Raw genomic sequence first — 19,432 nt, 5'->3', positions numbered from 1 at the left:
GCTACTCAGTCTTCTAGGCGGGCAATCTCTTCGCCAAACTCGCGAATGTCTTCAAAGCTGCGGTAAACTGAGGCGAAACGGATATAAGCGACCTTGTCGAGCTCTTTGAGTTGGTCCATGACTAAATTACCAATCATTTCACTCGGAACCTCTCGCTCACCCGTCGCACGCAGTTGTGATTTGATCATACTGATCGCTAACTCTATAGAATCAGCACTCACTGGGCGTTTCTCTAAAGCGCGTTGAATACCGCCAACCATTTTATCTTCATCAAATGGTTCACGGTTGCCATTCGATTTGATCACTTTAGGCATCACTAACTCTGCGCTTTCAAACGTAGTAAAACGCTCGCTACACGCCAAGCACTGACGGCGACGTCGAACTTGATGGCCATCAGCCACTAAGCGGGAATCAATAACTTTGGTATCGTTCTCGGAACAAAAAGGACAATGCATATCACCTCCATATCTATACCAAAATAACCTCATGAGCAATCACGGATAACCACGCGTTCGTGGTTATACGAACTCTATTAAAGCTATTTGGGTATAACGCTTTCAAACCGAAATAAAAGCTCATGTAGTGTAGCGGAATTGGTATGTTAGACAAAACAAAAAGGGGCCCAAAGGCCCCTTTTTCACTCAAGATCTCGTTGAATGTGTTAACTGCGTGCTAAGTAATTCGCTTTACCAACCCACTTGTAGCTAGTTAGCTCTTCTAAGCCCATTGGACCACGGGCATGTAGCTTTTGCGTGGATACTGCGACTTCTGCGCCAAGGCCAAATTGCGCACCGTCTGTAAAGCGCGTTGAAGCATTCACATAAACCGCCGCCGAACCGACAGAATTGATGAACAGTTCTGAGTTTTCCAAACTATTGGTCATGATCGCATCTGAGTGGCTCGCGTTATGAACACGCATATGATCAATGGCATCTTTCACATCAGACACGACTTTTACACCAAGGGTGTAGCTCAACCATTCCGTATCAAAGTCACCTTCAACAGCATCGCGTACTTGTTTCGCTTGCTCCATGAGTTCTTTTGCTTTTGGCTCTGCCACGAACGTCACTTTTTCGTCCATACGCTCAACGATCATTGGTAGAAACTGTGCTGCAATTTTTTCATGCACGAGCAGCGTATCTAGTGAGTTACATGCTGATGGGCGTTGAACTTTCGAGTTTTCAACCACATTCAGGGATTTCTCTAGATCAGCGGATTCGTCGACAAAGATATGGCTAATACCAAAGCCGCCAATAATCACCGGAATCGTGCTGTTTTCTTTACACATTTTGTGTAGGCCAGCACCACCGCGTGGAATGATCATGTCGACGTAATCGTCCAGTTTAAGCAGTTGAGAGACTAGCTCACGATCTGGCTTTTCAATGTACTGAACCGAAGCGGCAGGAAGGTTCGCCTTTGCTAGCGCAGACTGAATAACCTTTACCAATTCCATATTCGAGAAAAATGTCTCTTTGCCGCCACGCAAAATGCTTGCGTTGCCGGTTTTCAAGCACAGCGCCGCAATATCAATAGTTACGTTAGGACGCGCTTCATAAATTACGCCCACAACACCCAGTGGTACGCGGCGGCGAGACAATGACATCCCATTTTCCAGTACCTTACTGTCGATTTCGCTGCCCACAGGATCGTTCAAGCTAATGACGTTGCGAACATCATTCGCAATTGCAGTCAATCGTTCTTCATTCAGCAAAAGGCGATCGAGCAGCGCATCGGTTAAACCCGCTTCACGGCCAAGTTCGATGTCTTTAGCGTTTGCCGCCAAAATAGCAGCGGAGTTTGCTTCTAGCTCATCAGCGATGATCGCTAAAGCTTGGTTCTTTTGCGCAGTTGACGCTGTCGCTAATTCGAAAGCTGCATCTTTAGCAGCTTTACCCATATTCGTTAAATCCACTTTGCTTCCCTCTAATTCTATTCCTGAATGACGACCAAATCATCGCGATGAATCACCTCAGAGCCATAATCATGCCCCAAAATAGAGATGATATCTTTACTGTGCTTACCAGTAATTTTAGTTAGGTCATCACTTGAGTAGGCGCTGATGCCACGAGCCACCAACTTACCGTGAGAATTTGTTACACGCGCCACTTCACCTCGAGCAAAGTCACCACTTACTTTGATTACCCCTTTAGCAAGTAGGCTACTGCCCTTACCGACCACAGCATTTACCGCACCGTCATCAATAATGATGTCGCCCGATGCCGCAGGTCCCGCCAGAATCCAGCGTTTACGGTTTTCTAAAGCTTCAGCGCAAGGTAGGAAGCGTGTGCCTTGTGGCTCTGCACTCAAAGAGTCAAAGATAACATTCGGTGCACTACCGGCAGCAATAATAACCTCGATACCAGCGCGGCGAGCGATGTCTGCGGCTTGCAGCTTCGTTGCCATACCGCCTGTACCCAATGTTGTACCACTTCCTCCTGCGATTTTACGCAGCGTATCGTCGATGGTTTTTACTTCCTTGATCAGCTCTGCGTTCGGGTCTTTACGAGGGTCAGCAGTAAACAGACCTTTTTGGTCAGTTAAAAGCAAGAGCTTATCTGCGCCACACAAAATGCCCACCAAAGCGGAAAGGTTGTCGTTATCGCCCACTTTAATCTCACTGGTCGCAACGGCATCATTTTCGTTTACGATAGGAATAATATCGTTCGCAACGAGCGCATTGATGGTGTCACGTGCGTTTAGGAATCGCTCGCGATCTTCTAAATCAGCACGAGTTAGTAGCATTTGGCCGATCTTGATACCGTAAATACCAAACAAAGACTCCCATGTTTGAATCAAGCGACTTTGCCCCACCGCCGCAAGTAATTGTTTACTCGCCATCTCGTTGGGCAATGCGGGGTAACCAAGATGCTCACGGCCTGCTGCAATAGCACCAGACGAAACCATTACCACTGAATGGCCTTGTTTTTTAAGCTCAGCACACTGGCGCGCTAACTCAACCATGTGAGCACGGTCGAGTGCCAGAGTGCCGCCTGTCAGCACACTTGTACCCAGTTTCACAACGACAGTTTGTGGTTGTGAAACAACTGCATTTTGTTGATTCGTTGTCATGATGTCTTCTGAAGTGAAAAACAAATAAAGAGAGGATGTTTTAACAATCAAAGAGGGAATTAACAAGAGAAAAGGTGCGTTTTCGCACCTTTTTGTTTGGTATTAAATGAAAACAACCAAATTAAGCGAAATCGAAAGACTCCGTGTGATATTCGACTTCTAATTTGAAGTGTTCTTCTAAAGTATCAACCAGCTTTTGATGGAATGTGCTCTGCGTCAGATACACTTCCTCTACCGCTTTTTTAGGCAGGGCTTCAGATACCCATTGCCCTTCTTTGTTGTACTTGCCGATATGATATTTGGCAGTAAAGCCTCCTTCGATGGATTCTAAATCCATCCACCAGCCCCAAAATTCACGCTTCTCAGGCGATTTTTTGTCGTCTACACAAACAGATAGACAATCAAAATAATAGCGCCCTTCTTGCGATTGTGGTTCGCGCAGGTAAGGCCCTATCGCCTTCAACTTTGACATCAAGCGAAAGTGAGTCGGGCCCTGAGTCGTCTCTGACATATGAATCTCCGTTTTCATAGTTAAAAGTAAACACCCAAGAATGATTATTATTTTTAATTATCATGAGCTTATTTTTTGCTCAGATATATCACTTTTAACTAATTTAGGAGAATTGTCACCCTAATAATTCATCTTCTAGCCACTTTATGGCTAAATCGAGGGATTGCTCATATCCTTTTGTAATCGTTTTGGAACTGATTTTTTTCGCTCTGCCATACTGGCTAAACAGCGCGACGAGTTGGTTATCACTGTGTGGAGACACCGGATCGCCTTCAAGGCTCAAAGCTAAAATAGGTACTTTAGTTTTTCTACTGCTCAAGAAGCCCTGAACCTTCAATGACCAGGCCATCATCTGGCCCGCCATGCTATTAATATCAACCGCGCTTTTCCCTAAGCGAGAAGCCAACAGATCCAGATACATCTTCGGCATTTTTTGCAGCTTCTCAGGGGAAGTAAAAATATCATGTACGGGTGCGCCGAGGGCTACACAAGCTTTGATCTTCTCTTGCTCAACAAAAGAGAGTCGGATCATGGCATTACCACCAAAACGAAATCCAACTAACCCCACTTTGTGATGATCCACCCAAGGCAATGAATACAGCTCATTTAGTACCGCTTGGTGCAGACAGCTTGAGTTCTCAGTCAAAGGCCAGTGAGAACTGTGCCCCACCGAAGGCATGTCGACCGTCAACATTGCAATATCTCGCGGTGCAAGATGATTGCGGAACAAACGCCACATGTCGGTTTGTAACGTATCGAGACCAGCGCTCACCATCACCACAGGCAGTTGCTTGTCGGTTCTTGGCAAATGAAGGTTCGCGATGATTTTGCGATTTTGGTAAGGCACTTCAATTTGCTTGATGGTGTACTTGGTCTTCTCTGCGCCGTCAGAGTACGCTTTGTTTGCCAGCACTTGAGCCTGCAAGGCCAAATTATCATTCTTCAGATGTGGGTAGCCTGCGATACTAAAACACAAAGAAGCAGTGAAGAGTTCATCGGCGGCCTCCTCACCTTGCATTTCATTTGAACGCTTCTGATGCTCCATGCCGAGCTTAATCCACTCAAATGTCCAGTTGCCGTTGTGGTATCCCATTACGGTGTCTAACCAATCATCATTGGTTCGAGAGTGGGAAGAAGAAGCGATTTTAGAAAGCACACCTTCCATCTCTATCGGAGACAACCCTTGCCAAGCCCATTGCAAGCGGCGCAAATGACGATACCAAGCACGATCACCCTGCGCCTCTCGCTCATCAAGTATTTTTTGACTGGTCGGCATGTACTGGGTAAGCGCAGAGGTTTCTTTTGCTTGCTTATGTTTCACGAACAAAGTTTCGGAAAGATTTTTACTGACGTCTTCAGACATAGGAAGAACCTTAGGCTATTAGCATGAGTTGTTATGATAATAAAAAAAATGCCCCTATACAGGGGCATTTCTCAATATTCTTTAATAGCGTTTATTTTTGCTTGCGGTTTACAGGCTCAGCGTACTGGATTGACATATCCCAAGGTTGTTCAATCCAAGTGTCTTGCGCGATATCTACCACATAATCATCTAGCAACGCTTTGCCTGAAGGTTTTGCACACACAGCGATCATCTTCGCTTTTGGATACATCTCACGTAGTTTGCGCGCCGTATCACCACTGTCTACTAGGTCTTCAACGATTAGGTAACCTTCACCATCGCCTTCAGGTGCTTTTAGTACCGTCATATCGCGCTGATGATCATGGTCGTAGCTTGAAATACAGATTGTATCAACGTAACGAATACCCAGTTCACGAGCCAAGATAGCGCCAGGAACCAAACCACCGCGGCTTACCGCCCAAATCCCTTTCCATTGCTCAGCTGGCATTTGTTTTTCAGCCAGTTCACGGCAGTAAGTCTGCATTGCATCCCAAGTGATAATGAATTTTTTACTCATTGTAATAACCTAATAATTTGAAAATATGCATCCTCAAAATCTAGTGAACTCACTCAAAAGCGGAATGCTCACTGACCTCTCCAAAAACGTATGGAGATGAGGATTTCAAGCTGCGCAAACGATTATTCTACCGAAACACACCGCTAATACCAACGGTGATATCAAAATTCTCTGCCTATTCCGCAGAAAAACCGTCTTAAGTGAACAACGTGAAAAAAGAAAAAGCCAGCGTGAATAAATCCACACTGGCTTTTTGCTCGAGAAATTAACCGACGAGGTATTTGACGATGAAGATGGCAGACATCACCCACACACTCATCGACACTTCACGGCCCTTGCCGCTGAATAATTTGATCGCCGAGTACGCGATAAAGCCTAACGTAATACCCTCTGCAATCGAGAACGTTAACGGCATCACCAAACAAGTCACAACAACTGGTGATGCTTCCGTTAGGTCACGCCAATCAATGCTTACCAGCCCAGACAACATCAAAATCGCGACATAGAACAGAGCGCCGGATGTTGCATAAGCAGGGATCATTCCTGCTAGTGGTGAAAACAATAGAGCAAGTAGGAAGAGCACACCAACAACCACTGCTGTTAGACCAGTACGACCACCAGCCGCCACACCAGAAACACTCTCAATGTAAGATGTGGTGTTTGAGGTACCAAGTAGTGCACCTACTGACGTTGCCGTTGAGTCTGCAAGTAACGCTTTGTTTAAACGCGGGATGTTGCCATTCTCATCCGTGAGGCCTGCTTTTTGAGAAACGCCAACTAGCGTACCTGCGGTATCAAACAAATCGACAAATAGGAAAGCAAACACAACGGAAATCATGCCAACTTCAAACAAACCAGAGAAATCCAGTTGCATGAAAGTGGGTGCAATGCTTGGTGGCGTTGACATAATGCCGCTCCACTGCACATCACCAAATAGAAGGCCAAGCGCTGTAACACCAAGAATGGCGATCATCACCGCACCTTTCACACCACGGTGAACAAGCGCGATAGTAAGGAAGAAACCAATCGCAGCCAATACAGATGGCAATGATGTGATGTCTCCCATAGAAACTAATGTCGCGGGGTTATCAACGACGATGCCTGCATTTTTTAATGCGATAAATGCTAAGAAAAGACCGATACCGGCTGAAATACCAGTTCGAAGAGAATGCGGGATCGAGTTAATAATCCACTCACGGATCTTAAATATACTCAAAAGAATAAACAGCAGGCCTGAAACAAACACCGCCGCTAACGCAACTTGCCACGTATAGCCCATTCCCAACACAACAGAGTAAGTGAAAAATGCGTTCAGCCCCATTCCTGGTGCTTGTGCAATTGGGTAGTTGGCAACAAATCCCATGATGAAACAGCCGATAGCGGCCGCAAGACAAGTTGCAACAAAAATGGCACCACGGTCCATACCGGTATCCGACAGGATCGCTGGGTTTACAAAAATAATGTAAGCCATGGTTAGGAAGGTGGTAACACCTGCAATGATCTCAGTGCGCACATTTGTGCCATTGTCACTGAGCTTAAAAAGCCTCTCGAGCATGATCGAATCCTGTAAAGGTAAAAAGTAAACGGTTGCGTAATCGATTGGCGGGAATTATAAAGTTATCAAATAGCAAATTCTAGATAGAATCTTCACTCTAATGCGATTTTTTTCTTTGGATATGAAACCCATTCGCTAATTCTTAAAAGCAAAACAGAAAATATATTCTTATAAAACAACAACTAATAATTATTGCTCAGAACCCAACAACAGAATAAAAACTGAACAATGTACTAAACTTTCAAATAGAAACTGGGCGTTTTAAGCGTCATATCTAGGTGGATTTGACGGGGAAGTCGATAAAACTGAAGAACAGAGAATAGAACCCAGCCTTGATGGCAGAAATGTGTCAGAAAGAAAAAGTGGAGATAAAAAAACGCCACCCAATTTGGGTGGCGGCGAATCATGTCAGCACTATCACTGAAAAAAAATTCCAATTTATAGGGGTGAACAAACTGTTCGAGTCACATGCGTTGACTTCACTTAGTAGCCAAAGCTTGTTGGGTATACAAAGTTGCCGGTGTAAACAGACTTGCTATTCCAGAACATTGTACTTGGTAAACCTTTCATAACTATCACCTTTTAAATCAATTAAACATTCGTTGATTTCTCGGTTCCTTGGAGGCGATAAAACGGACTCATCCTTTGAGCATTTCATTCTTCTCTCAGAAGCTGGTTACAAATATACCACCAAGAAATTTAATTACAAGTATTTTAGTGACTAGAATCACAAAAAATATATAAATTGACCTTCATCAAAGTTTAAATGTAATTAAATTACAGTTTTGTGAATTAAAAAATAAAGCCACTTTCAGAATGTATGATAAAGAACACATAGTGCCTGTTATTGTGTTCACAAACTGTGACAGTTCTGAGAGAAATCCTTGTGCACGCGACTACTCGTACTCCTTATCTGGTGGTATGCTAAACGGCAATTTGAAGGCCAAATCGTCTAGCATTTAATGCTATCTCGACAATATTTTTACGGTATATATTTGGCAAAGCACATCAAAAGGAGTCCTCCGTGTCTGAGTTCCATTCTGAGATCAGTACCTTATCACCTGCTCCACTTTGGCAGTTTTTCGATAAGATTTGTTCTATCCCTCACCCATCTAAACATGAAGAAGCATTAGCACAGTACATTATCAACTGGGCAACAGAGCAAGGCTTTGACGTTCGCCGTGATCCAACCGGTAACGTGTTCATCAAAAAGCCCGCGACACCTGGAATGGAAAATAAGAAAGCTGTTGTACTTCAAGCACACATCGACATGGTGCCGCAGAAAAACGAAGACACCGAACACGACTTCACCAAAGATCCAATCCAACCTTACATCGATGGCGAATGGGTAACGGCGAAAGGCACGACGCTTGGTGCAGATAACGGGATTGGTATGGCTTCTTGCCTTGCTGTATTGGCATCTAAAGACATTAAGCACGGCCCAATCGAAGTTCTGCTGACGATTGATGAAGAAGCAGGCATGACTGGCGCATTTGGTCTTGAGGCTGGTTGGTTAGAAGGTGAGATCCTTCTAAACACAGACTCTGAACAAGAAGGCGAAGTCTACATGGGTTGCGCCGGTGGTGTTGATGGCACCATGACTTTCGATATTTCTCGAGAAGCAACACCTGCAGGTTTCGTAACACGCCAACTGACGCTGAAAGGCCTAAAAGGTGGTCACTCAGGTTGTGACATTCACACAGGTCGCGGTAATGCCAACAAATTACTTGGTCGTTTCCTCGCCGGTCATGCGCAAGAGCTTGATTTACGTTTGGTAGAATTCCGTGGTGGTAGCTTACGTAATGCAATCCCTCGCGAAGCGTTTGTCACTGTCGCTCTTCCTGCTGAAAACCAAGACAAACTTTCAGAGTTGTTCGATCACTACACTGATCTGCTTAAAACTGAGCTGGGTAAAATCGAAACAGGTATCGTAACCTTTAATGAATTGCTTGCTAGTGACGCACAAGTATTTTCAATCGCCGATCAGCAACGCTTCATTGCCGCACTTAACGCTTGTCCAAATGGTGTCATGCGCATGAGCGACGAAATTGAAGGTGTGGTCGAAACGTCACTGAACGTTGGCGTGATCACTACTGAAGAAAATAAAGTGACAGTTTTGTGTCTGATTCGCTCTTTGATTGACTCTGGCCGCAGCCAAGTTGAGAGTATGCTACGTTCAATTGCTGAATTAGCAGGCGCACAAATTCAGTTCTCAGGTGCTTACCCTGGCTGGAAGCCAGATGCAGATTCCGAGATCATGGCAATTTTCCGTGATATGTATGAAGGCATTTACGGTCATAAGCCGAACATCATGGTCATCCATGCTGGTCTTGAGTGTGGCCTATTTAAAGAACCATACCCACACATGGATATGGTTTCTTTCGGTCCAACAATAAAATTCCCTCACTCACCAGATGAGAAAGTGAAGATTGATACTGTTCAGTTGTACTGGGATCAGATGGTAGCGCTTCTAGAGGCAATTCCAGAGAAAGCGTAATTCAATCACGAAATACAACAAAGGGTGCTTTACGGCACCCTTTTTTGTTTGGCTGGACCAATTTACACGCGATTTTGCGTATAAGCAGCTAGCTCATCCATTGAGGTTTGTGCAACGACCTCGCCATCAATGTAGTAAGTGACAAACTCACCATCGCGCACACCCATGAGTGTCGCCTTCTCGCCGTTATTGTAAGTAATATCCATTTGAACAGTATTCTCATCGATTTGCTGCATATGGCCCTGCTCAATAACACGGTTATTCGCTAACGGTGCAATTGGCGCCGTCGTTAACGATTTATCTAACTGGTGGTTTACATCAATGTAAGTATCCATCTTTGTATCGAAGATATGTGGCTTACCATTTAAAGGGTTCTTACCCGTCCAAAACTCTAGAGAGTTAAACACGATGTAGTCCGCTGCGATTGCGACACCATAAACAGGTGCTAAAAGCATGTTTAGACCACCTCGAGCGTAACGGTTATCTACAGCTTTCAAGTTAAACCCCATGACATAACCTGTCACGGCATTACTGCCAACGCAACCTGAAAGTGAAACTGCTACAGCAGTCAATGCACCAATTTTAGCAATTGCCTTTTTCATCAAAACCTCTAGTTAGAAATGTTAGACCTCAAATTCGGCGCGGATATTATCGGATAAAAAGTAGGGTTAAAAGTCCGTTTTTTTGTCCCTCATTATCAGTATTATTTTTAATACAGTCACATTTTTTAAGCCTATGATTGCTCTTCCTTCTGTACCTCTCGTTATGTATTAAACTGATAGAAAAGATCATATTGAAAACAAAAACTTCACACATGCTGAGGTTTCGCGCATGACGATTAAAGTAATTTGTCGTGTCCTTAATGAGAATGATTAGTGCGATTTTGCAGCAATTGTTACATTGCTGATAACGCATTTGACAGAGATGGTTTATGGCCAGAAGTAAAAAAAGCAAAGTGTTTGAGCTCTTAGGGCATCAAATACAACCAGGACAACGATTAGAGATCGAATTTGAAGCAGCGAAGCTATACACACATTCGCCTTTATCTATTCCCGTGGAAATCATCCATGGGAAACAAGAAGGGCCTGTGTTAATGGTGAATGCTGCTATCCATGGTGATGAGCTTAATGGCGTAGAAATCGTTCGTCAGATCATTAACCAACTGGATCCACAAAAACTGAAAGGCACTGTCATTGCAGTACCTATCGTTAACGTTTTTGGTTTCATCCATAAATCACGGTACTTGCCCGATCGACGAGATCTCAACCGTTGTTTTCCTGGCAGTGAAAAAGGCGCGCTTGCATCTCGAATGGCACACGGCTTCTTTAACAACATAGCCAAACGTTGTGACTACATTTTGGATCTGCACACTGGGGCCATTCACCGCACGAACTTGCCACAGATTCGCGCAAACTTAAGCAACCCAGAAACTCTGCGTATTGCTCAGGCGTTTGCGACGCCAGTGATTGTTGATTCAGCATTGCGTGATGGCTCTTTACGCAGTGAAGCAGAAAAATGTGATATCCCCGTGCTAACCTACGAGGCTGGCGAAGCATTGCGTTTTGATCCACTGTCAATCAGCGCTGGTGTACTCGGGGTTCGGCGTGTAATGCAAGCCATTGGCATGCTGCGCGCTAGCCGAAAAAAGCTGCCTGAGCCTATCATAGCGAAGTCCACCAGCTGGGTTCGTGCGTCAGGTAACGGTATTTTGCGTACTGTCGTTAATCTGGGAGACAAAGTGGAACAGGGTGAAACTCTCGCCTATATCAGCTCTCCTCTTGGACATGATGAGGTAGAGCTCAAAGCGCCAAAGCGTGGCTTGGTGATCGGTCAACAAACTTTGCCACTGGTTAATGAAGGCGATGCGATCTTCCACCTCGCTTACTTCAACCAAGGTGATGATTCGGTAGAACAAGCCGTTGAAAGTTACATTGAAGGACTGACCGAGTTCGATGTCGAGCCACTGACTACCGGACAGATCCCGTTAGAAACTCAGTAATTCCTACCAAGTAGGCGCCTGATTAGCTCAAAAGGAGCAACAGTGCTCGCACTATCTTGTTTAAAGCCAATAAGCTCAGCGTCCATGATGCTGGGCTTTTTGTTTTATGTACGCTAACGATACTTATCGTAGTTTCCACGAATGGATAAAAAACTTTACAATCCGTCGCAAAAACACATTTGATAATTAATCTCATTATCATTTATTAATCGTAATAATGTTCTTATAATCCGAGCTTCATAAAAACACTATAAATCATCAATATGAAACGATTAAAAAGTCATCCACTCAAAGTAAATCTCATTTCACTGGCTTTGCTCTTCCCTCTTTATTCATATGCCGAGACAGCGCCAAATGAAGAGCTTGAAGTCATAGGCGTTCGTTATGCCAAACCTATTACCATTGCTGAGCCTGCGCAAACCACCATTAATTGGTCAGAGATTGAAGAGCAACAGTACTCTAATTTTGCCTCAATGATCGATGCCGTTCCCGGTGCATCAATAGATGGTGGCGGTCGTTCTGGTGGCGAACGTATTAACATTCGTGGTTTTGATGATCCAAGCGATATCGCCGTGTTTGTCGATGGCGCTCCAATTGGCTTTCAACAATACCGCTACGGTACCTTCTTTTTTGATCCGTTCTTAATTGGCGAAGCAGAAATTATCAAGGGCGCGCACGACTATCGAGCACTCAACGGGAAGTTTGGTGGCTCCATTCGCATTAAAACCAAAAGTGTCGATGATCTCCTGTACGGCGAAAGAAACTTTGGTGCTCGCATCTCAAGTGCATACAACACCAACGGCGATGAGAACGCCTACACGCTAACACTCTATGGTAAAAACGATACTGGTTTTTATTTTCTAGCGAATGGCTCGGTAAAAGATTCTGATGACATTAAAGTCGGAGGTGGTGAAACGCTGGATTACTCAGGTTATGAGCAAGAAAACATGCTCGTAAAGGTCGGTTATGAAAACAACGATCACGAGTTTGAAATTAGCCACACTCGCTACAAAGATGAAGGTCGTAAACCTTGGGCTAACCGCCGCGGAAAAATGCCTAACATCACCGAATACAATATCAAGAAATACGGCTCATTAGAAAAAGCCCAATACGCTTACACCGTCGATAACAAATACACGGACAACACCACGACCATCTCTTACCACTACATGCCGACTAACCCGTATATTGATTTCAATATCAAAATGGCACGTTCCGAAAACGATCGTCATTGGGTTCGCCCTGACGTAGCATTCGAGAAAATGTTCGTTTCTGTTGGCAGTTACGGTCATGAGTCATGGCTGAGTTACGAGCGTGATTACGTTGATGTGTTTAACCAAGCGCAATTCGGAGATCACACTCTAGTCACTGGGCTTCAATATCAAAAAACCGATAGAGACTCGTTAGTATTCAACGCATCATACGACAGTAATGAAGCGAAAAACTACGGTTGGTACACCCCTTACTACGAACCATCTGGCACGCAGTCAATTTATGCCGCTTACATTGCTGATCACTATCAAGCAACAGACCGCCTAACAATCACACCTTCTCTGCGTTACGAATACATCAAGAGTGAAGGAAAAGGGAACGCTGCGCCGGATTATAATGATCCAGCTGCCGGACATAACTACGGTGAAACGACGCATAAAGGCTTTAGCCCACGTTTGGATATCGACTTTGATGCGAGCAATAATACGCGTTTAAACGCCTCCTACGCCTACGCTTTAAAAGCACCAACCGTTGATAACATCTACTCAGTGCAATATGCGCGAGCTACCGCTACGGCTACTGCTTTGAATCTGGACGTGTCTCGTATCCATGCTTATCAAGCAGGCGTTATCAACTTAACGGAAGGGCTGGTGAACGCTCGCGATAACCTCGCAACAGAGTTAACTATGTTCTATAACGATGTTAGCTACACAGTTGATATACGAACGGGCGAAAACCTCGACAAAAATACTATTGAGTTACAAAGCTGGAATACAAACCTAGATGGCTTTAAAAACTATGGCTTTGAGCTAATTTCACAATACCGGATTGAAGATTTCTACAGTAATTTCTCAGCAAGTTACATTCGCGGCAAAAACAAAGGTAGCCTATCTGACTCTACAGGTTCAGATGATGATCATCCTGATGTACCGCCATTAAACATTAATCTGGGTTTAGGTTACGAATGGATTCCTGGTTTACGTACGGGCTGGGAAGTCCGTTGGTATGATGCGCAAACCAAAACCAAGGCAAGCGGTAACAATTTAAAAGTGAAATCGCCAAGTGAGCAATACACGCTACAAAACGCTTACGTGGTTTGGGAAATACAACAAGTCGAAGGCTTGAGCGTTGGCGCGGTTGTGAAAAACTTAACCGATCGTTACTACGAAGCATACCTATCTAATGGCGTGCCTTCGCCTGGTCGCGAAGTCAAACTGCACCTCACTTATCAATACTAACCATACCTAAAAGATGCAGGGCAGACATTAACTGCCCTGTTATATCGTATCCAATGGCCATAATTGCACGCCGTTTTATTTATCAGTATTATCATTTCCTTTTGCTTGCAGACACATTATGAACAATCTAAAAACACGGCTTCTTCTGATTTGCTTCTTCCCTGTAGGTAGCCTAGCGCAAGCTTCTGAGAACATTGCAGACTACATACAAGAACAAAGCAAGCACCAAGTTTCAGAAGATTTTTACGCACAGCCAACAGCAAATAACCTGAATCTAGATGCAAAAACTAACTCTTTAACTTGGCACGAAGATGGTAAGCCGGATCACTGTCGTTACGCCAAGCAGCCCAAAGACGTCGCAACACATTTCGACTACGGTGAAGCAAACGATCTATCTGACGGCTTACAACACTTTGATTTACCGGAAAGACATTCTGCAAAGGTCAAATCGACACATCGCACTTATGCTAATAACCCTCACCTTCTTCCTGGCAATAAACAATTTGCAGCCCCTGAAGACGGCACGTTTAGCCTGTCCGTATCATCGGATTGTTTTTAGCCGATATAAATAAAAAATGCCCTGAGACAAAACTCAGGGCATTTTCACTATTTGTTTGATGGGTAACGTCACCATCTCACCGATTTAAACTTATTCTTCGTCAGTGTCTACTTCGGTTTCACGTGCTTTGCGGGCTTCTTCTTTACGAACTTTTGCCGCTAGTTGTTCTGCTTCACGCTCTTGACGTTGCGCTGCTTTACGCTCGTTACGAACCACTTGGTTTTGGATAAATCCAGCCAGTTCTTGTTTAGCCCAAGCTTGTGCTTTCTCTTCGCTGTCAAAGCCTGTTTCACGCTTTGATACTACAGTCTTACGAGATGTCACTTGGCGAGTGATTTCTGCGCTCCAGCCGTTACGTTTTTCAGTGACGCGGATAGCAAATTTTGGATTCTTAGACATTTCTTTCATTTCCTAAGGGATTTAGGGATCAATCAGGGATTCGGTCAACTTGATAACTCCATCTAAGCTGAGCTGTTTAACACCATCCCTTGGTAAGCGCGGTATTAGAGCATAAAAGTAATCTAAACGCTGCAAGTTTTTTACGCTAGATAATAGATGACAAAGAAGAGGCAGAACAAAGCAACGTTTCGCCAAGTCACTAGAAAGAGCGACGAAGAAAAAAGAGTGATAAGAAAAAAGAAAGCGCTGGTCTCTCAACCAACGCTTTACTTAAGCTACATTAACCTTTGGTTAATTAACCGATATTCTTACGGGCATTTTGGAACATACGCATCCAAGCGCCATTTTCACCCCAACCTTCCGGAGCCCAAGAATTTGCAACTGTGCGGAATACGCGCTCTGGGTGAGGCATCATGATAGTTACGCGACCGTCTGCTGTTGTTAAACCGGTAATCGCGTTTGGCGAACCATTCGGGTTGTTCGGGTATTGTTGTGTTGGGTTACCGAGGTTATCCACGTAACGAACCGCAACCGTACCTGATGCCTCAATCGCTGCTAGGTGCTCTGCATCACGTACTTCTACACACCCTTCACCGTGGGAAACCGCGATTGGCATGCGCGAACCAGCCATTCCGTCGAAGAATACAGAGTCAGATTTCTGAACTTCAACTAGACTAAAGCGCGCTTCAAAACGCTCAGATTCGTTGCGCACAAAACGTGGCCACAAGTCTGCACCTGGGATCAGCTCTTTCAGGTTTGATAGCATCTGACAACCGTTACATACACCTAAAGAGAACGTCTCTTCACGGTTGAAGAAGGCTTGGAACTGTTCACGAGCTTGTGCGTTAAACAGGATAGACTTAGCCCAACCTTCACCCGCACCTAGTACGTCGCCGTAAGAAAAGCCACCACAAGCTACTAGGCCATGGTATTCATCCAGTACCGCTTGGCCCGTTAGGATATCGCTCATATGGATGTCGGTTGCTTCAAAACCAGCTCGGTCAAACGCTGCTGCCATTTCGACGTGGGAGTTAACGCCCTGCTCACGTAGGATTGCCATCTTAGGTTTAGCACCTTTCGCAATGTACGGTGCTGCAACGTCTTCATTTACGTCGAAGCTGAGCTTAACGTTTAGACCAGGGTCAGAGTTGTCTTTCTTAGCTTCGTGCTCTTGGTCTGCACACGCTGGGTTATCACGTAGACCTTGCATCTTATGCGTTGTTTCAGCCCAGATAACGCGTAGTTCGGTACGTGAACGTTCAAGCACAACTGCATCACCAGAAGTGATAACAAAGTCGTCTGAAGCTTCAACAGAACCAATCACATGTGAGCATGCCTCTAAGCCGTTTGCCGCCAGAGTAGATAGAACTGAATCTAAATCATCATTCTTAACTTGAACAACCGCACCTAACTCTTCGTTAAATAGAACGGCTAGCGCATCATCACCCAGCTCTGCGATGTTCGCTTTTACGCCACAGTGACCCGCGAACGCCATCTCAGCCAGTGTAACAAACAGACCGCCGTCGCCTTTATCGTGGTAGGCCACTAACTTGTCATCACGTACTAACGCTTGCATTGCATCAAAGAAGCCTTTTAGCTGCTCTGCATTATCTACGTCAGCAGGTTTGTCACCCAGCTGTTTGTATACTTGTGCCAATGCTGTCGCACCTAAGCGGTTTTTTCCGTTACCCAAGTCAACAAGAACTAGAGAAGTATTTCCTTTGTCAGTGCGTAGTTGTGGAGTCACGGTCTTACGTACGTCTTCCACACGACCAAATGCCGTGATAACTAGCGACAGTGGAGAAGTAACTTCTTTGCTCTCGCCGTTTTCTTCCCACTTGGTTTTCATCGACATGGAGTCTTTACCAACTGGGATAGTCAAACCTAACGCAGGACACAATTCTTCACCAACCGCTTTCACTGCTTCGTAAAGACCCGCATCTTCACCTGGGTGACCCGCTGGAGACATCCAGTTCGCAGACAGTTTAATATGTTTAATATCACCGATGTCTGTTGCCGCAATGTTCGTTAGTGACTCACCAACGGCTAGGCGAGCCGATGCACCAAAGTCTAGTAATGCAACTGGCGTGCGCTCACCCATCGACATTGCTTCGCCATGGTAAGTGTCGTAGCTTGCCGCTGTTACTGCGCAGTTTGCTACTGGTACCTGCCAAGGGCCAACCATTTGATCACGAGCAACCAGGCCCGTTACTGTTCGGTCACCGATAGTAATTAGGAATGTTTTTTCTGCAACAGCAGGAAGACGAAGTACGCGATCCACCGCTTCATTAAGCTCAATACCATCACGAACAATGGCAGGGCTTTCCACTTTTAGTGTGGTTGCGTCGCGGTGCATCTTCGGTGGCTTACCAAGCAGGATATCCATTGGCATATCGATCGGCGTATTGTCGAAGTGAGAATCTTCTAGCGTTAGATGACGCTCTTCTGTCGCCACACCCACCACTGCATACGGTGCGCGTTCACGCTTACAGATTGCGTCGAATGCTTCCATGTTTTCTGGCGCTACCGCTAGAACGTAACGTTCCTGTGATTCGTTACACCAAATTTCCAGTGGGCTCATGCCCGGCTCATCGTTTGGTACATCGCGTAATTGGAACTTACCGCCACGCTCACCGTCGTCGACGAGTTCAGGCAATGCGTTAGAGATACCGCCTGCACCCACATCGTGGATAAATGCGATTGGGTTGTCGTCGCCTAACTGCCAACAACGGTCGATCACTTCCTGACAGCGACGTTCCATCTCTGGGTTTTCACGCTGTACTGAAGCGAAGTCCAGATCTTCTGCTGACTGACCAGATGCCATGGAAGATGCCGCACCACCACCAAGACCGATGTTCATTGCCGGACCACCAAGTACGATTAGGCTCGCACCCACTGGAATCTCTTTCTTCTGCACGTGTTCATCGCGGATGTTACCCATACCACCAGCAATCATGATTGGTTTGTGGTAACCACGAATTTCTTCACCCGCATGAGAAGTGACTTTTTCTTCGTAAGTACGGAAGTAACCCAATAGATTTGGACGACCAAATTCGTTGTTGAATGCCGCGCCTCCTAGAGGACCTTCAAGCATGATGTCTAACGCATTTACAATACGACCCGGCTTGCCGAAGTCGGTTTCCCATGGCTGTTCAAAACCAGGAATACGTAAGTTAGAGGTTGTAAAACCAACCAGACCCGCTTTTGGCTTACCGCCGATACCCGTCGCGCCTTCGTCACGGATTTCACCGCCTGAGCCAGTCGATGCGCCCGGCCATGGAGAGATTGCCGTTGGGTGGTTGTGCGTTTCTACCTTCATCAAGATGTGCGTATCTTCATGGTGGTACGTGTATTGACGAGATTTAGGGTCAGGGAAAAAACGCCCCGCTTTAGAACCTGTCATAACGGCTGCGTTGTCTTTGTATGCAGACAGCACATAGTCAGGTGTCGTTTCAAAAGTGTTTTTGATCATTTTGAACAAAGACTTAGGTTGATCTACCCCGTCGATAGTCCAATCTGCGTTAAAAATTTTGTGGCGACAATGCTCTGAGTTCGCCTGAGCAAACATCATCAATTCAATGTCGTTTGGGTTACGCCCAAGCTTGGTAAAGTTCTCGACCAAGTAATCAATTTCATCTTCTGCGAGTGCCAAGCCAAGGGAAACGTTTGCCTCTTCAAGCGCAAGACGACCGCCAGCTAAGATATCAACATGTGCGACAGGCTTAGGCTCTGCAACAGTAAATAATGCTGATGCGGCTTCAAATTCTGTGAATACTGTTTCCATCATGCGGTCGTGAATTAACGCTTTAACAGCGTCAGCTTGAGCTTCTGAGAGAACAACTGAAGATTCGACATAATAAGCCGTACCACGCTCTAGACGTTTCACTTTATCCAGACCACAGTTAACAGCGATATCGGTAGATTTAGAAGACCAAGGCGAGATAGTGCCTGGACGAGGCGTAACAAGAAGTAGAAGACCTTCTGGCTCATGCTCTTCGATGGTTGGGCCGTAAGTTAGTAACTTTTCAAGTTTTTCTAACTCTTGGTCATCAAGGTCTGACTTTAGATCGGCAAAGTGCATAAACTCGGCATAAATGCCAGTTACAGGCAGATCTTGTTCACGACAAAGTTCCAGTAGTTTATTAACACGAAACTCAGAAAGAGCTGGGGAGCCACGCAAAATTCTCATGTGCTTAGGTCTCTTATGCAATTGATTAAGGTGATATTGGAATAAATTCAGACACTTAAAATAAGCCCTGTCGAACCTATGCCGATTCCACCTCGTCATTGCGAGCGCATTATATAGTAATTGTTTTTGTGATGTAACACCAAAAGCAACCGTTTGCGTCATTTTTTTTGTCAAATTTGAATTACAACTAAAATGTCGATAAAACACACAATGTCACGTTATAAGTGTGTGATTCACTTTGCCCCATGAGCTCGCTTTGATATAAAGGCAAATAGAAATTTTCCA

General features: G+C 45.1%; 14 protein-coding genes. 4 read left to right on the top strand and 10 right to left on the bottom strand.

The window, feature by feature from the left end:
• Positions 1-5: 5 nt before the first annotated feature.
• From nrdR to R7035_RS14545, 7 genes are all read right to left on the bottom strand, one after another.
• A complete protein-coding gene (gene nrdR, locus R7035_RS14575; RefSeq protein ID WP_005381578.1) occupies positions 6-455 on the bottom strand; it encodes a transcriptional regulator NrdR in 450 nt (149 codons plus the stop codon).
• Positions 456-661: 206 nt separating this feature from the next.
• Positions 662-1,912 carry a glutamate-5-semialdehyde dehydrogenase gene (locus R7035_RS14570; protein ID WP_124008578.1) on the bottom strand — a complete coding sequence of 417 codons (1,251 nt, stop codon included), beginning with the start codon at positions 1,910-1,912 and terminating at the stop codon, positions 662-664.
• 17 nt (positions 1,913-1,929) lie between these two features.
• Positions 1,930-3,069: a glutamate 5-kinase gene (gene proB / locus R7035_RS14565; RefSeq protein ID WP_005391413.1), complete on the bottom strand. Its 1,140-nt coding sequence runs from the start codon at positions 3,067-3,069 to the stop codon at positions 1,930-1,932.
• 121 nt (positions 3,070-3,190) lie between these two features.
• Positions 3,191-3,580, bottom strand: a complete 390-nt coding sequence (gene crl / locus R7035_RS14560) for a sigma factor-binding protein Crl (RefSeq protein ID WP_005391414.1) — start codon at positions 3,578-3,580, stop codon at positions 3,191-3,193.
• Positions 3,581-3,695: 115 nt separating this feature from the next.
• Positions 3,696-4,943 (bottom strand): esterase FrsA, encoded by a 1,248-nt coding sequence (gene frsA, locus R7035_RS14555; RefSeq protein WP_005391416.1) that lies wholly within the window; start codon positions 4,941-4,943, stop codon positions 3,696-3,698.
• Positions 4,944-5,034: 91 nt separating this feature from the next.
• Positions 5,035-5,499 carry an oxytetracycline resistance phosphoribosyltransferase domain-containing protein Tet(34) gene (tet(34), locus tag R7035_RS14550; RefSeq protein WP_005391418.1) on the bottom strand — a complete coding sequence of 155 codons (465 nt, stop codon included), beginning with the start codon at positions 5,497-5,499 and terminating at the stop codon, positions 5,035-5,037.
• Positions 5,500-5,764: 265 nt separating this feature from the next.
• Positions 5,765-7,054, bottom strand: coding sequence for an NCS2 family permease (locus tag R7035_RS14545; protein ID WP_006741838.1), 1,290 nt, complete (start codon positions 7,052-7,054; stop codon positions 5,765-5,767).
• 1,024 nt (positions 7,055-8,078) lie between these two features.
• Here R7035_RS14545 and R7035_RS14540 point away from each other — a divergent pair.
• Positions 8,079-9,551, top strand: coding sequence for an aminoacyl-histidine dipeptidase (locus tag R7035_RS14540; protein WP_145532397.1), 1,473 nt, complete (start codon positions 8,079-8,081; stop codon positions 9,549-9,551).
• 62 nt (positions 9,552-9,613) lie between these two features.
• On the opposite strand, the gene R7035_RS14535 is transcribed toward R7035_RS14540, so the two are convergent.
• Positions 9,614-10,153, bottom strand: coding sequence for a DUF3332 domain-containing protein (locus tag R7035_RS14535; RefSeq protein WP_005391424.1), 540 nt, complete (start codon positions 10,151-10,153; stop codon positions 9,614-9,616).
• Between the two features lie 329 nt (positions 10,154-10,482).
• On the opposite strand from R7035_RS14535, the gene R7035_RS14530 reads away from it, so the two are divergent.
• The 3 genes from R7035_RS14530 to R7035_RS14520 all read left to right on the top strand — a co-directional run bounded on the left by R7035_RS14530 (position 10,483) and on the right by R7035_RS14520 (position 14,559).
• Positions 10,483-11,550 (top strand): succinylglutamate desuccinylase/aspartoacylase family protein, encoded by a 1,068-nt coding sequence (locus R7035_RS14530; RefSeq protein WP_005391426.1) that lies wholly within the window; start codon positions 10,483-10,485, stop codon positions 11,548-11,550.
• Between the two features lie 263 nt (positions 11,551-11,813).
• Positions 11,814-14,000 (top strand): TonB-dependent receptor domain-containing protein, encoded by a 2,187-nt coding sequence (locus R7035_RS14525; protein ID WP_262651973.1) that lies wholly within the window; start codon positions 11,814-11,816, stop codon positions 13,998-14,000.
• Positions 14,001-14,118: 118 nt separating this feature from the next.
• Positions 14,119-14,559 carry a DNA-directed RNA polymerase subunit beta gene (locus R7035_RS14520; RefSeq protein ID WP_132937052.1) on the top strand — a complete coding sequence of 147 codons (441 nt, stop codon included), beginning with the start codon at positions 14,119-14,121 and terminating at the stop codon, positions 14,557-14,559.
• A gap of 90 nt (positions 14,560-14,649) precedes the next feature.
• Here the strand turns inward: R7035_RS14520 and R7035_RS14515 are convergent, their stop codons facing one another.
• A complete protein-coding gene (locus tag R7035_RS14515) occupies positions 14,650-14,958 on the bottom strand; it encodes a DUF3622 domain-containing protein (RefSeq protein WP_132937053.1) in 309 nt (102 codons plus the stop codon).
• Positions 14,959-15,253: 295 nt separating this feature from the next.
• Entirely contained in the window at positions 15,254-19,147 is a 3,894-nt protein-coding gene (gene purL, locus R7035_RS14510) for a phosphoribosylformylglycinamidine synthase (protein WP_132937054.1), read from the bottom strand.
• Between the last annotated feature and the right edge of the window lie 285 nt (positions 19,148-19,432).

It is taken from the genome of Vibrio sp. 1731 (genome assembly GCF_033339955.1).
Taxonomy (GTDB): domain Bacteria; phylum Pseudomonadota; class Gammaproteobacteria; order Enterobacterales; family Vibrionaceae; genus Vibrio; species Vibrio alginolyticus.
Note: the sequence above shows the minus strand (reverse complement) of the source record. Positions and strands in the feature narration are given on the sequence as shown.

Bases quoted from the DNA above. Each gene is read 5' to 3' on its own strand.
- frsA (WP_005391416.1), bottom strand. From the start codon at position 4,943: ATGTCTGAAGACGTCAGTAAAAATCTTTCCGAAACTTTGTTCGTGAAA.
- nrdR (WP_005381578.1), bottom strand. From the start codon at position 455: ATGCATTGTCCTTTTTGTTCCGAGAACGATACCAAAGTTATTGATTCC.
- R7035_RS14515 (WP_132937053.1), bottom strand. From the start codon at position 14,958: ATGTCTAAGAATCCAAAATTTGCTATCCGCGTCACTGAAAAACGTAAC.
- R7035_RS14535 (WP_005391424.1), bottom strand. From the start codon at position 10,153: ATGAAAAAGGCAATTGCTAAAATTGGTGCATTGACTGCTGTAGCAGTT.
- R7035_RS14530 (WP_005391426.1), top strand. From the start codon at position 10,483: ATGGCCAGAAGTAAAAAAAGCAAAGTGTTTGAGCTCTTAGGGCATCAA.
- crl (WP_005391414.1), bottom strand. From the start codon at position 3,580: ATGTCAGAGACGACTCAGGGCCCGACTCACTTTCGCTTGATGTCAAAG.
- R7035_RS14525 (WP_262651973.1), top strand. From the start codon at position 11,814: ATGAAACGATTAAAAAGTCATCCACTCAAAGTAAATCTCATTTCACTG.
- proB (WP_005391413.1), bottom strand. From the start codon at position 3,069: ATGACAACGAATCAACAAAATGCAGTTGTTTCACAACCACAAACTGTC.
- R7035_RS14520 (WP_132937052.1), top strand. From the start codon at position 14,119: ATGAACAATCTAAAAACACGGCTTCTTCTGATTTGCTTCTTCCCTGTA.
- R7035_RS14545 (WP_006741838.1), bottom strand. From the start codon at position 7,054: ATGCTCGAGAGGCTTTTTAAGCTCAGTGACAATGGCACAAATGTGCGC.
- purL (WP_132937054.1), bottom strand. From the start codon at position 19,147: ATGAGAATTTTGCGTGGCTCCCCAGCTCTTTCTGAGTTTCGTGTTAAT.